The 13,321-nt window shown below is 61.2% G+C and carries 15 protein-coding genes; 3 read left to right on the top strand and 12 right to left on the bottom strand.

Features of this window, described 5'->3' with window-relative positions:
* Window positions 1-4: 4 nt before the first annotated feature.
* The 5 genes from GGD46_RS08570 to GGD46_RS08550 form a co-directional block, all read right to left on the bottom strand.
* Complete coding sequence (locus GGD46_RS08570) at window positions 5-892, bottom strand: DMT family transporter (protein ID WP_184703329.1); 888 nt, start codon at window positions 890-892, stop codon at window positions 5-7.
* Window positions 893-1,020: 128 nt separating this feature from the next.
* Window positions 1,021-1,581, bottom strand: a complete 561-nt coding sequence (locus GGD46_RS08565) for an NADPH-dependent FMN reductase (protein WP_184703328.1) — start codon at window positions 1,579-1,581, stop codon at window positions 1,021-1,023.
* 71 nt (window positions 1,582-1,652) lie between these two features.
* Window positions 1,653-2,879, bottom strand: a complete 1,227-nt coding sequence (locus tag GGD46_RS08560; protein ID WP_184703327.1) for an NAD(P)/FAD-dependent oxidoreductase — start codon at window positions 2,877-2,879, stop codon at window positions 1,653-1,655.
* 10 nt (window positions 2,880-2,889) lie between these two features.
* Window positions 2,890-3,201 (bottom strand): MocE family 2Fe-2S type ferredoxin, encoded by a 312-nt coding sequence (locus GGD46_RS08555; protein WP_184703326.1) that lies wholly within the window; start codon window positions 3,199-3,201, stop codon window positions 2,890-2,892.
* A 25-nt stretch (window positions 3,202-3,226) separates the two neighbouring features.
* Window positions 3,227-4,315, bottom strand: coding sequence for a fatty acid desaturase family protein (locus GGD46_RS08550; RefSeq protein ID WP_184703325.1), 1,089 nt, complete (start codon window positions 4,313-4,315; stop codon window positions 3,227-3,229).
* A gap of 150 nt (window positions 4,316-4,465) precedes the next feature.
* On the opposite strand from GGD46_RS08550, the gene GGD46_RS08545 reads away from it, so the two are divergent.
* Window positions 4,466-5,494, top strand: a complete 1,029-nt coding sequence (locus GGD46_RS08545) for a LacI family DNA-binding transcriptional regulator (protein ID WP_184703324.1) — start codon at window positions 4,466-4,468, stop codon at window positions 5,492-5,494.
* Window positions 5,495-5,652: 158 nt separating this feature from the next.
* Complete coding sequence (locus GGD46_RS08540; RefSeq protein WP_184703323.1) at window positions 5,653-6,465, top strand: TIM barrel protein; 813 nt, start codon at window positions 5,653-5,655, stop codon at window positions 6,463-6,465.
* Window positions 6,466-6,501: 36 nt separating this feature from the next.
* On the opposite strand, the gene nikR is transcribed toward GGD46_RS08540, so the two are convergent.
* The 3 genes from nikR to cbiE form a co-directional block, all read right to left on the bottom strand.
* The gene (nikR, locus tag GGD46_RS08535) at window positions 6,502-6,939 is read right to left on the bottom strand and encodes a nickel-responsive transcriptional regulator NikR (protein WP_184703322.1); all 438 of its coding nucleotides are present in this window, start codon (window positions 6,937-6,939) and stop codon (window positions 6,502-6,504) included.
* 79 nt (window positions 6,940-7,018) lie between these two features.
* On the bottom strand, window positions 7,019-7,777 hold the full coding sequence (cobM, locus tag GGD46_RS08530; RefSeq protein ID WP_184703321.1) for a precorrin-4 C(11)-methyltransferase: 759 nt from the start codon (window positions 7,775-7,777) through the stop codon (window positions 7,019-7,021).
* 19 nt (window positions 7,778-7,796) lie between these two features.
* A complete protein-coding gene (gene cbiE / locus GGD46_RS08525) occupies window positions 7,797-9,023 on the bottom strand; it encodes a precorrin-6y C5,15-methyltransferase (decarboxylating) subunit CbiE (protein WP_246806242.1) in 1,227 nt (408 codons plus the stop codon).
* On the opposite strand from cbiE, the gene GGD46_RS08520 reads away from it, so the two are divergent.
* On the top strand, window positions 9,022-9,792 hold the full coding sequence (locus GGD46_RS08520) for a cobalt-precorrin-6A reductase (RefSeq protein ID WP_184703319.1): 771 nt from the start codon (window positions 9,022-9,024) through the stop codon (window positions 9,790-9,792). The two genes, cbiE and GGD46_RS08520, sit on opposite strands and share 2 nt — an antisense overlap.
* Here the strand turns inward: GGD46_RS08520 and GGD46_RS08515 are convergent.
* From GGD46_RS08515 to cobG, 4 genes are read right to left on the bottom strand one after another with little or no spacing between them, the layout of a single operon-like run.
* Window positions 9,756-10,520 (bottom strand): precorrin-3B C(17)-methyltransferase, encoded by a 765-nt coding sequence (locus GGD46_RS08515; RefSeq protein WP_184703318.1) that lies wholly within the window; start codon window positions 10,518-10,520, stop codon window positions 9,756-9,758. The genes GGD46_RS08520 and GGD46_RS08515 overlap by 37 nt on opposite strands.
* Window positions 10,517-11,251, bottom strand: coding sequence for a precorrin-2 C(20)-methyltransferase (locus tag GGD46_RS08510; RefSeq protein ID WP_184703317.1), 735 nt, complete (start codon window positions 11,249-11,251; stop codon window positions 10,517-10,519). The genes GGD46_RS08515 and GGD46_RS08510 overlap by 4 nt, the downstream gene beginning before the upstream one ends.
* Window positions 11,248-11,880, bottom strand: coding sequence for a precorrin-8X methylmutase (locus GGD46_RS08505; protein ID WP_184703316.1), 633 nt, complete (start codon window positions 11,878-11,880; stop codon window positions 11,248-11,250). Before GGD46_RS08505 ends, GGD46_RS08510 begins: the two co-directional genes overlap by 4 nt.
* A gap of 2 nt (window positions 11,881-11,882) precedes the next feature.
* Window positions 11,883-13,313: a precorrin-3B synthase gene (cobG, locus tag GGD46_RS08500; RefSeq protein ID WP_184703315.1), complete on the bottom strand. Its 1,431-nt coding sequence runs from the start codon at window positions 13,311-13,313 to the stop codon at window positions 11,883-11,885.
* Between the last annotated feature and the right edge of the window lie 8 nt (window positions 13,314-13,321).

The raw sequence follows: 13,321 nt of genomic DNA, 5'->3' as shown, positions 1-13,321 counted from the left end.
GCGTCTAGGACTTCGCGGCCTTGATCTTGGTCTTGGCCAAGGCATGTTCACGCCAGATCGTGAACATGCCGGCTGCAACGACGATCAGCGCGCCCAGAACCATGGGCGCGCTTAGTTTTTCCCCGAATATGGTGACGCCGATAATGGCGGAGAAGACGAGCTGCAAATAGGTCAGGGGCTGAATCACCACAGCGTCAAGCGTGTCATAGGCGCGGATGAGGAAGTAATGGCTCGATACGCCGGTCAGGCAGAGGATGCCCATGAAGATCCAATCACGCGGGGCAAGCGTCGTCCAGAAGAATGGGCCTATGCAGCTCATGGCGACGGCACCGACCACGCCCGTATAGAAAAAGCTGGTCATGGCATTGTCCTCACGACTGACGTAGCGGGTGAGGACGACGTAAAACGAGAACAGCAGCGCACCGGAAAGCGGCACCAGGAAGCGCGCGTCGAAAACGCCGCTCTCCGGCTTGAGAATAAAGAGCACGCCGACAAAGCCGAAACAGATCGCCAGCCATCGCCGCCAGCCGACTTTCTCGCCGAGGATCGGGATGGACAATAGCGCCACCATGAGCGGGCCGGATGAAAATATCGCTTGCGAATGGGCCAGTCCGACGATGACGAAGGACGAAATGGCGACAACGATCTGCGCGGCAAGCAATAGGCCTCGGGCAATCTGCAGGGCGGGGTGCCGGGTCCTGACGTTGCGCCGCAAGCCGCCGGGTGCGCGCGAAGCCATTGCGATGGCGAAAAGCATGAAAGCCCAATAGCGGATCATCGCCACCAGAAGCGGCGGATAGGCGCTGACGAGGTGTTTGGATATGCCGTCCTGTATGGCGAAGATGCTGATGGCCAACAGCGTGAAGACGTAACCGGTACTATTGGATTTCATGGTTTTCGACGGAAGGAAATGTGCGGAGCCCCGGAGGCGCCGGGAACCGGCGCCACATTCACCTTAGGCCATTCGCTGGGTCAATCATAGCGTTGCGTTCGCTCTCCGGCCTTCCGACGGCCTGCGGGTCACGGCTTCTTTTGATCCGCGACGAAAGCGGCAAAGCCTTCGACGAAAGCTGCGAGATTATGCTTCACCTTCTCGTCCACGATGGCGCCGTCGACATCGAAGACGCTGCCGGCTCGCGACACCATCAGCCGGCCGCCAAACCATGCCTCGGCGCCGAGCGTACGCAGCACCGTCAACCAGGCATTCTGGCTGAGGATCGTGCCGAAATTGCCGGGCGAGGCGCCGAGCACAGCGATCGGCTTGCCACCGAAGACCTGCGAGATGTCGCTCGAGGGGCGGCTCATCCAGTCGATGGCATTCTTGAAGACGCCGGGGAGCGAATTGTTGTATTCGGGCGTAAACAGGATCACTCCATCGGCGGCGATGGCTAGCTCCTTGAGTTCACGCACCTTTTCCGGAATTCCCTCGGCAGCTTCGAGATCCGCGTCATAGAGCGGCACGCCATGAATGGTCCGAGCGATCAGCTCGACGCCGCTTGGTGCCAGTTCGACCGCAGCGTTAAGCAGGGCCGTGTTGAATGAGCCTTTGCGCAGGCTGCCAGAAATGCCGAGTATCTTCATCGCTTTCCCCGTTTGCCGTTACAGGAAGACATTTATGGTTCGACGCCTTTCGTCAAGTTCCAACCGCGATCTTATGCTGCAAGCAACGACTTCAGTTTGACGGTGCTTGCCGCCAGGGCATTGTGATCCGGATGGGCGCGGGCTGCAATCAGCATTTCGGCGAGGCGAATATCGCGCGCGATGGCATTGCCGCGTCCGATGCCGCTTGCGGCGAGCAATCGCCCATCGGCGCTCAAATGAAACAGGATGAATGCCCCGTCATCGAGGTCTCGTCTTACATGAACGGTCGCCTCATCCGCCAGGCCGGCGATCTGCAGCGTCAGATCATATTGATCCGACCAGAACCACGGTACGGCGGATATTTCCGCACCTTCTCCCAGCATATTGGCCGCAGCCAGATGTGCCTGTTCCTGTGCGTTGCGCCAGGATTCGAGGCGCACGCGCCGACCGCCGTAAAGTGCCAGGGGGAAGGAGCAACAATCGCCCGCCGCATAGATGTCGGCAATGGAAGTTTCAAGGCGCTCATTGACGGCAATGCCGTTGTCGATCACAAGCCCCGCTTGCGCGGCAAGCGCGATATTCGGCAAGGCACCGATGCCGACGAGCAACAGATCGGCCGAGATGATTTCGCCGTTGGCCAAACGGACGACGATCTTGTCGGCATCCTCTTGCACGGCCTGGATGCTCTGGCCGCAACGGATACTTGCGCCCTCCTGACGATGGCGTTCCGCGATCGCTTCGGCGATCTCCTCCGGCACGCTGCGCTTCAACACCCGCGGCAGGCCCTCGATGACGGTGACATCGGCGCCACGCAGGCGCGCCGTAGCCGCGAATTCGAGACCGATGAAACCGCCGCCGATGATGGCAATATGCCGGCCGGGATGAAGGCCCGTGTGCAAAGCTACCGCATCCGCATGGGTCCGCAGCATACGGATGCGACGGGAGATGCCATCGACGCCGGGGAGACTCCGCGCCGTGGCTCCAGTTGCGAGCAGAAGTTTGTCGTAGTGGAGTCTTTGCCCGTCGGCGAGGCTGATCGTCTTACAGGCAGCATCGATCGCTGTCACCGTCGCATCGAGCCTTAGATCGATCGACTGCTCCTGATACCGTTCCAATGTGGCGACGAATTTCGGTTCCGGTGCATCACCCGATCCACCTTTCGAAAGTGGCGGACGTTCGTATGGGGCAATCTTTTCGGTGCCGATCAGGGTAATCTCGCCCTCAAATCCCTTTTCGCGAAGTAAGAAGGCAGCGCGCGCGCCGCATTCACCTGCGCCGACGATGACAAAATGCGGCATGGTCTCCTCCTCAGAGCCCGATGAAGACGGTGCCGTTTTCGACTTTGACCGGATAGGTTTGCAGGTTGACGCAGACCGGAGCTCCCTTGGCTTCGCCGGTGCGATAGTCGAAGCGGCCATTGTGCTTGGGACATTCGATGATGTTGTCCATGACGAGACCATCGGCGAGATGGATCTTCTCGTGTGTGCACAGGCCGTCAGTGGCGAAATAATCATCCTCGGGGCTGCGGTAGACGGCGAAGGTTCGGCCGTCATGGTCGAAACGGATGACGTCTTCTTCGTCGATCGCGTCGGCAGTACAGACTTCGATCCAGTTGCTCATATTTTCCTCCCTGTACACATCCAGTTTATTGAGCGGCTGCGGCTGGAAGTTCGCTGTGGAACTCCTCGCGATAGGGCCGAGCCGTCGGCGGCAGTTCGCGCTTCAGGAAATAGTCCTCATTGCGCAATTGCCGCAGGAAAGCCGGTATCATCTCGCGATAGCCGGACCACATGGATGGGTTCGGCGCCGGCAGGTCGTGCTTGATCATCGCATGCAGCTTCGGCAGCGCGTGATAGGGCACCATCGGGAACATGTGGTGTTCGACGTGATAGTTCATGTTCCAGTAGATGAAGCGGCTGATCGGATTCATCATCACGGTGCGGCTGTTCAGCCGATGATCGATGACGTTGTCGGCGAGGCCGCCATGCTGCAGCAGGCCGGTTAGGACGTGATGCCAGGCGCCGTAGAGGCGCGGAAGACCGATCAGCATCAGCGGCAGGACGGAACCCGTGGCGATCGTCGTCGCGATGGTCACGATATAGATGGCAAGCCAGATGCGGGCGATGCGAATGGCCTTCGGCTGCTCCATCTCGGGTATGAAGGTCCTTTCCGCGGTGCTGACAACCCCGGAAGCGTTGCGCAACATGTCGACGACGGCGTGCCAGGCATCCAGGACGCCAAAGAAATTTAGAACGAGGCGGAAGAGATCCGGCGGTCGCATGACTGATATTTCGGGGTCACGGCCGACGATGACGGTATCCGTGTGGTGGCGTGCATGGCTCCAGCGCCAAGTCACCGGATTGCGCATGATCATGAAGCAGGCGATCTGATAGACCGCGTCGTTCATCCACCGGGTCTTGAAGGCCGTGCCATGGCCGCATTCATGCCAGCGGCTGTCGGAGGCCGAACCGTAGAGGACGCCATAGGCGAGAAAGAACGGAATACAGACCCAGGATCCCCACAAGTAGACGCCCAGCGCGGCGAAGACCAGCATACCGCCAAGCCAGATGATGGTGTCGCGGATTGCCGGAGCATCCGAGCGCTGCATCAGCGCCTTCATGTCCTTGCGCACAACATCCGTGTGATACCATTCGGCGGCGGCCAGTCCGGTCTCCACCGCCAGTTTGCCGCTTGCGCCGAGCAGATCGTAGTCACGCTTGATAATCGTCGTCATCCCCGCCTCCCGCGACGTGCAACAGCCCATCGCCCTTGATGTCGGAAACGATAGATCGACTTTTCGCTTGCCTCAATGCGGGAATGATGGAATCTATCAAAACCTATCAAATTCAAGCGTCATCAGTGATGGTATATCTCAGGAGCAGCCATGCGTCGCCCAACCATATCGGATCTCGCCAAGGCATCCGGCGTCAGCGTTGCCACGATCGATCGCGTGCTGAACGGACGGCATCGGGTGCGAGAGGAAACGGCACGCCGGGTCTACGAGGCAGCGCAGGAAATAGGGTATCACGCCGTTGGCCTCCTGCGGCAGCGCGTCTTTGAGGACCTGCCGCAGTATCGATTGGGTTTCGTCCTGCAGAAGCCCGCTCAGGCCTTCTACCAGGCTTTTGCCAAGGAGATCGCGGTGGCGGCGCAAGCGGTCACGACAGCGCGGATCAACGCTCAAATTGAGTTCGTAACCGCCTCAACGCCGACGGCGATTGTCGAGAAGCTGAAAGTGGTGGCTGCTCGCAGCCAAGCCGTTGCGCTTGTCGCGCCGGATTATCCGGCTGTGACGACTGCGATCGAGGAATTGAAGGAGAAGGGTATTCCGGTCTTTTCCTTGCTGTCGGATTTCTCCACCACTGCGCGCCAAGGCTATATCGGCGTCGACAACCGCAAGGTCGGGCGCACGGCCGCCTGGACCATCGCGCGCTCGGCGCGCCGCCCAGGCAAAGTCGCTTGTTTCGTCGGCAGTCATCGCTTCCTTGGCCATGAGTTGCGCGAGATCGGCTTTCGCTCCTATTTCCGCGAGAATGCGCCCGATTTCGAAGTGCTGGATACGCTCATCAATCTCGATACGCCCGAAATTACGCATGAGGCGACGCTCGATCTCCTGAAAAAGCATCCCGACCTCATCGGCTTCTACGTCTGCGGCGGCGGTATGGAGGGAGCGATTTCGGCCATTCGCGAAGAGCGGCTGTCCGGCAAGCTAATTGCCGTCGTCAACGAGTTGACGCCGGAATCGAGGGCGGCGCTTGCCGACGATGTCGTCGCCATGGCGATCGGCACGCCGCTGCCGGCGCTCTGCAGTGAACTGATGAACCTGATGATCAGGTCGGTCGAAAGCGATGAGGCCGTGGTCCCCGGGCAGAGCTTCCTACCGTTTGAAATTTTCCTCTCGGAAAACATCTGAATGGAATGATGGAATTCCATCATTTTTCAGAGAATTCTATCAGAAATGACGGCTGAGCCCGATGGAAGAATGGTATGAATATCGCTAGTGCTTCACAAGCAAGCGCTGCGGATCTGGAATGTCTCTGCGGCTGGAGGCCTTGAGGAGGAATGCCCGTAATGAGTTCTATTCGTTTCGCGCTCAATCATATGTGTGCGCCATCCATGACGCTGGAATCGTTCTTTGCCGCCGCAAAGGAACTCGGCATCGATAACGTCGAGATCCGCAACGATCTCGCTGGGAACGCGATACTGGATGGCACGCCGGCAAGAGCCGTTAGGGAATTGGCCGTGCGCCAGGGGCTAACAATCACCTCGATCAATGCGTTGCAGCGTTTCAATGAATGGAACGACGAGCGCGCCGGCGAAGCGGCAGAGCTGATCGACTATGCGCGCGATTGCGGCGCAAAGGCCCTCGTGCTCGTTCCAGTCAACGACGGCAGCGGCCGCGAACCGGACGTGCGCCGCGCCAATCTCCGCAAGGCGCTGTCGGCCCTGAAGCCGATGCTTGAGGCGGCCGGTATCGTCGGGCTTGTCGAGCCCCTCGGCTTTGAGATCTGCTCGCTGCGCCTGAAGAGTGAAGCGGCTGATGCCATTGAGGAACTTGGTGCGACGTCCACCTTCCGCCTCGTACATGATACTTTCCATCACCACCTTGCCGGTGAAGCAGCAACTTTCCCGCAATTGACGGGCCTTGTTCATATTTCTGGTGTCAGCGATCCCGATGTCTCGGTTGCCGACATGCGCGATCCGCATCGTGTTCTGGTCGATGCAGAGGACCGTCTCGATAATGTCGGACAGCTACGGTCGCTGCTGTCTGCCGGCTATGCCGGCCCGGCATCTTTCGAACCCTTTGCCTCGGCCGTCCATGCCTTGAAGGAACCGATCGGCGCCCTCAAGGAAAGCATGGCCTATATCAAAGGTCAGCTCTGATTGACCTTGTAGTCCGCGGGCAACTCGCCTGTGAGCTCAGTCGTGTGAGTGCATTTCGCGATGGTCTGCGCCATGATCCGCGGGGATCAGGTGCAGATTGCCGAAGCGCACGCCACGCTGCGTCACTACTCTGTCTGCAAAGGCCTTGATTTCGGCTGCCTTGCCTTTTAGCACCGAAATTTCGAGGCAATCATGCCCGTCGATATGAACATGAAGCGTCGAAACTGAAAGATCGTAATGGCTGTGTTGTGCGCTCGTCAGCCGGCGCGAGAGATCGCGGGTTTCGTGTTCATAGACATAGGTGAGAGCTGCGTAGCAACCAGCCTCGCCATCGATGGTTGGCTGGGCGCGCGTCAGGGCATCGCGAACCAGATCGCGCAGAGTTTCCGAACGGCTGGCATAGCCACGTTGCGTGCTGATCTTGTCGATCGTCTCGAGAAGATCATCATCTATTGTGATGGTAATGCGCTGCATCCCCTGATCCTCTTCCGTGACGTAGGCTTCGGAAGCAGACTAGAGAAAATTTCGGCGGGTTTTGCAACGGTTGCTTGAACTATTGCCGGCCGCGGAAGCGTCGCTGATAAGTGGGGTCGTAAAGCGAGCTTTCGCGGAAATCGCTGGCGGAAAGCGACGGGCCGACGAAGATCAACGCGGTCCGCTCGATCGGCTCGGCGGCCACCATTGCCTCAATCGTTGCAAGCGTGCCGCGAACGATCCGCTCGTCGGGCCAAGAGGCCTTGACGACGATCGCAACCGGGCAATCCGCACCGTAGAGCGGTGTCAGATCCTCGACGACCTTTGGAAGTGCGTGGATCGCCAGATGGATGGCAAGGGTCGCACCGGTCGCGCCGAATTTCTCCAGCGTCTCGTTATTCGGCATCGGTGAAGCGCGACCGGAAACGCGCGTCAACACCAGACTCTGAGCGACTGCCGGGATGGTCAGCTCGCGCCCGAGCGCTGATGCCGCTGCGGCGAAAGCCGGAACACCCGGCGTCAGCGTATAGTCGATGCGGTGCCGCTCCAGCCGGCGGATCTGCTCGGCAACGGCGCTCCAGACGGACAGGTCGCCGGAGTGAAGGCGCGCGACATCCTCGTCAGCTTTGGCAGCCTTTAGATATTCCGTCTCGATCTCGTCAAGCGACAGCGGCGCGGTGTCGATGATGCGGGCGCCGGGTGGGCAATATTGCAGAAGTTCCGGCGAGACGATCGAGCCAGCATAGAGGCAGACCGGGCACTTGCCGATCAGATCCCGGCCACGCACGGTGATCAGGTCGGCGGCTCCGGGGCCTGCGCCAATGAAATGCACTGTCATCGCTTTACCTCATCCTGAATTATGGCTTGATCCACGACCATTGCGTCACCGGCATGGCCGGACGCCAACCCGTCATGCGGCCGATAGCGGTCGCACGTGCGATATCGACACGGATCAGCGAGCCACCCCGGCGTGCCTGTTCGGCAAGCAGAAGCGCTTCCATTTCGGTCGTGACGGCATTGGCCACCAGCCTGCCGCCCTTTCTCAATTGGACGATGGCGGCATCGAGTACCCCCGCGTCGCTGCCGCCGCCGCCGATGAAGATCGCATCCGGAACGGGTAGCCCGGCAAGCGCATCCGGCGCCTCTCCTTCGACGACGGTCAGACCTGGTACGCCGAAATTCGCCGCATTGCGACGGATCCGCGCCGCGCGCTCTGATGATGCTTCTATGGCGATGGCGCGCAGCGATGTGTCCGCCAGCATCCATTCGATGCCAACCGAGCCGGAGCCGGCGCCGATGTCCCAGAGTAACTCGCCGTGACGCGGCGCAAGTGCGGAGAGCGTCATCGCGCGGATCTCCCGCTTGGTGATCTGCCCGTCATGCTCGAAGAGTTCGTCGGCCAAGCCGGCGCTCAGCGATAGAATCCGCGCACCTGCCCCAGCTTTGACCTCGACGCCGCAAATATTCAGATCGTTGATGCCGGAGAGGGCGAAGTCATCAGCCGTTTGCCGGGAGACTTTCTCATGCGGGCCGCCGAGCGCTTCCAAGACCATAAGTTCAGACTGACCAAAGCCGGAGGCTTGCAGCAAAGCGGCTAAATCGGCCGGCCCCTTGCCGTCCGATGTCAACGCCAGGATCTTCCGGCCTGGATGGAGATGCGGCCGGATGAGATCGATCGGCCGTCCGTGAAGCGACAGAACCGTTATCTCCTGCAAGGGCCAGCCGAGACGCGATGCTGCGAGGGAGAAAGAGGAGGGAGCTGGAATGACGGACATCTCACTGGCCGAAATGCGCCGCGAGAGCGTCGCGCCGACGCCGTAAAAGAAGGGATCGCCGGAGGCGAGAACCACCGTCGGCTTGCCGCGCCGGGCAAGGACCGCTTCGACGGATCTTTCGAATGGCGAAAGCCATTGATGCGTTTCGCCTGTTATCACCGGGCTCATCAGCTCGATATGACGCTCTCCGCCGAAGATGACCGGCGCCGAAGCGATCAGCCGCGTAACCTGGTCGCCGAGCCCCGCTGGACCGTCCTCGCCGATGCCGATAATAGTGAGCCAACGTTGAACGAAAGATATCTCAGCCATGGGCAAGGTCCGCATTCTGATCCTTGGCGGCACGGCGGAGGCTCGTGCTTTGGCAACGTCGCTTGCCGCTCGCACAGACCTTGACGTTATCCTGTCGCTTGCCGGCAGGACTGTCGATCCGGCGCCGCAGCCTGTTCCCGTTCGCAGCGGCGGTTTCGGTGGTGCGGAAGGGCTGGCCCGCTATCTGCATGACGAAGCGATCGATCTCCTGATCGATGCCACCCACCCTTTCGCCGCCCGCATTTCCACCAATGCTAGCGAAGCGGCCGCTCGCAGCGACGTATCGGCCTTTGCGCTGCGCCGTCCAGCCTGGGTGCCGGTCGAAGGCGATAACTGGCTCTCGGTGCATAGCGTCGCGCAAGCCGTTGCGGCGCTTGGGGCCAAGCCCCTGCGGGTTTTCCTGGCAACGGGCCGGCAGGAGGCTCATCAGGCGAACGCGGCCCCGCAGCATCATTACTGGGTCCGTAGCGTCGATCCTGTCGAGCCGCCGCTGACCGTGCCCAAAGTCGCCTACATCCATAGCAGGGGACCGTTCCGGTTGGCTGACGAGCTCGCCATGCTGCAGCGGCATGCGATCGACGTGGTCGTCGCCAAGAACAGTGGCGGCGATGCGACCTACGGAAAGATCGAGGCGGCCAGGCGCCTCGGTATCAAAGTGATCATGATCGAGCGTGCAGAGACCGCCGGCCTGACGGTGGTCGAAACAGTCGATGCCGCGCTCGATCGGATCGATCATTTCGTCTCTTCCCTGATGAAACGTGGCGTATAGACCAGATCCGGACGACCTTCGCGGGCGACGATGCGCGTCTCGGTCGAGCCGATGATGACACAGGTCGCCATATCGGCCTGCGAGGCCTGGGCATCGCCAAGCCGCGCAACCGTCATGCGCTCATCCGGCCGGCCCGCGGCCCGCCCGAAAATGACCGGCGTGTCCGCTGGCAAAATATCGCGGACGATTTCGAAAGCTCTGCCGAGCTGCCAGGGCCGCGCCTTGCTGATGGGGTTATAGAGCGCGATGACGAAGCCGGCCTTGGCAACGGCACGAAGCCGGCTTTCGATGAGCGGCCAGGGCTTCAGATTGTCCGACAGCGAGATCGCACAGAAATCATGCCCAAGGGGGGCGCCGATGCGGGCAGCGACTGCCAGCATGGCCGTGATGCCGGGCACCACGATGAGATCGATTGCGCGCCATTCCGCCGGACCGTGATCGATCGCCTCACAAACGGCCGCCGCCATGGCAAAGACGCCGGGATCGCCGCCGGAGACAACGCAGACATTGACGCCAGCTGCGGCTCGCTGCAACGCCACCTTGGCGCGATCCAGCTCTTCACGATTATCGGACGGTTGGCGGATCTGATCGCGGCGCAGCGTCAGGCGGTCGAGATAGGGGCCGTAACCGTAGAATTCATGGGCATCCGCGACGGCAGCCAAGGCTTCCGGCGTCGTCTGCGAGGGATTGCCGGGGCCGGTGCCGATGACATAGAGACGCCCGCTCATGGCCTTCCTTCCCAGCCCGGAACCAGAACCAGAGAGAAATACGGCGCCTCGGCATCGTCACGGCTCGCAAGCGGCGTCATGGCGCCATTTGCCATCGTGCCGCGCTCGACATAAATGGCCTCGTCGAGTCGGCCGGCCGCATCGAGCGCGCGGCGGATTTTCGGCAGGTTGCGGCCGACCTTCATGATGACCGCGGCGTGCGTGTCGCCAAGGCGGCGAGCAAGCTCGGCTTCCGCCATGGTTCCCGGCAGGACGGAGAGCACGTCGTCTCCTTGCACCATCGGCAAGCCGGCGAGCGACCAGCAGCCGGACATGGCTGTTACCCCCGGAATGACCTCGGTCGGAAAGCGATCGGCAAGGCGCACATGGAGGTGCATATAGGAGCCGTAGAAGAGCGGGTCGCCTTCGCTGAGCACGGCAACAGTCTTTCCTTCGCGCAGATGCGTCGCCACCGCTTCGGCTGAGGCATCATAGAAGGCGGCGATCTGGCTGATGTAGTCCGGCGTGTCCTTATCGATCTCGGTCGTAACCGGATAATAGAGCGGCAGCAACGTCACGTCCACTCTCAGCAGGTCGCCGACAATGGCCCTGCCGTTACCGCCTCTGCCCTGCTTGGCGAAATAGGCGACGACATCGGCGCGTTCCAGAGCCCTGACGGCCTTGACCGTCAATAGTTCCGGATCGCCGGGACCGGTGCCGACACCGATCAGCTGTCCAGAAGGCGCGCTCATAGGCCCGGCCTCGCTAAGGCATTGAGGGCAGCTGCCGTCATCGGACTGCCGCCGAGTCTCCCGCGTACGATAGCAAACGGGACGCCATAGGAATTCTCGGCAAGCGCGTCCTTGGATTCGGCCGCGCCAACGAAGCCCACAGGCATGCCGATGATGGCGGCAGGTTTCGGCGCGCCGTCGCGCAGCATTTCCAGAAGGTGGAAGAGCGCGGTCGGCGCATTGCCGATGGCAACGACGGCGCCGGCAAGCCGGTCGGTCCAGAGATGCATCGCGGCGGCCGAACGCGTATTGCCGATCGTCTTTGCGATTTCCGCCGTACGCGGATCCTGCAAAGTGCAGATGACCTCGTTGGCTGCCGGCAAACGGGCGCGTGTGACGCCACGGGCAACCATTTCGGCATCGCAAAGAATGGGCGCGCCATCACTTAGAGCTTTGCGGGCCGCGGCGACGAAGCCGGGCGAAAAATGGAAATGCTGTGCGGCTTCCACCTGTCCGCAGGCATGGATCATGCGGACTGCTACATCGGCCTCGGCGTCGGAAAAGCGCTTGAGATCGGCTTCGCTGCGGATGATCGCGAAGGAGCGTTCGTAGATCGCTTGCCCCTCGCGGATATAGTCATAGTCAGGCATTTTTATCCCTGTCGTAGAGCCGTCGCGATTGCGTCCCGGCCGAGCCGTTTAAGACACTGGCGCGCCGATTCGCCAGCAACTTTGTTGTTTCGCACCAGCTCGCCGAGCCGGGCCAGTGTCGATTTCAGATTTTCCCTGCCGATATGAACAGCCGGTTCGGCCGATGCCGATCCACTCAGGACGATTGCGTGGCCAGTCGGAACACCAACGATGGTGAGCGCTGCCGGAGAAGGATGCGCGCACCCCTTCGGGCAACCGGACAAATGCAGTTTGAACGAACCGTCAAGCAATTCGGGAGCGACATCGACGCAATCAGCGGCGGCCTGTTTGGTCGCGTATTGCGCTGATGCACAGGCCCCGGCTCCAGAGCATAGGACGATATGATTGGCGGGATCGTCGCTGCGCGTCTGGAAGCCGCAGGAGGCGGCGACCAGGCGGAGATGTTCAAGTTTGTCGGCGACAGGGCCAAGCAACAGAATGCTGTGTTCCGGCCCGGTTCGGATTTCATTGACGCCGCTCTCTTCGGCAGCGGCAAAAAAGCGGGCGAGATCCCGCGCGTGGATCTGTCCGAAGGAAGGGCGCAATCCGAGCGCAAAACCGCCCGTCGCGAGCGAGATGATCCCGATCGGGGTGGTGGTGGGCGCCGCTGCCGCTTGGGCATGGATGCGGACTTCCGGAAAAAGCCGTGGCAGCTCCTCTGTATCAAGGTCGCGGCCGCGGGCGCGGGGGCCTAGCAGGCTCAATCGCTTCAGCAACATGACCACACCGGCAATCGCCTGGTCGCTCGGCAATATGGCAAGCGGCGTTGCCGTAGCCGTCGTTCCAGCGATCGACAGCATCCAGAGATAGTCTGTGCCATCGTCGGATTGTGTCGCCTTCAGCCTGATATCCGCGGTCAGCTCGTCAAGAGTGAGCTGGCCGCCGTCATCGATGACGATTGCGAGCTTCGCCGCCAGCAGCGGTTTGGGGGAAAGGCCTTCAATGGCTTGCCGCAGTTGCTTTGCAAGCGTACGGGCAGCCCCAATTTCGGATGGATCCAGGCCGCTAAGAGGCGGCGTCTCGATGACCACGCCGCTTTCCACGGCAATGCCGGCGCGATCTATGTCGACGGCAAGCGCCCCAACGGTCTGCCGGGTCAAGCCGCGCAGTTGCAGATTGCCACGCGCCGTGATCTCGATCAGGCCGTTGCCATGGGTTTCGGCGGCTTCCGCCAGCGCGCGGAACTGTGCAACCGTCAACCCCGGCGTCGCCGGTCGCAGCCGGACGAGCAGACCATCGCCTGTTTGCATCGGATCGCTGAGCGACGGGCAGGCGCCGCGGACCATGGGCGCTAGTGGTGAGGCGTCGACGAAGCCTTCGGCTGGCTCTTGCGAGAAGCACGCGGGTTCGTCCATCATCTGTCCGTTGGCCGCAACCAAGAGATTGCCCTTCATAGGGGACA

The sequence above is a fragment of the Martinezella lusitana genome (assembly GCF_014207095.1).
Classification (GTDB): Bacteria; Pseudomonadota; Alphaproteobacteria; order Rhizobiales; family Rhizobiaceae; genus Rhizobium; species Rhizobium lusitanum_B.
Note: the sequence above shows the minus strand (reverse complement) of the source record. Positions and strands in the feature narration are given on the sequence as shown.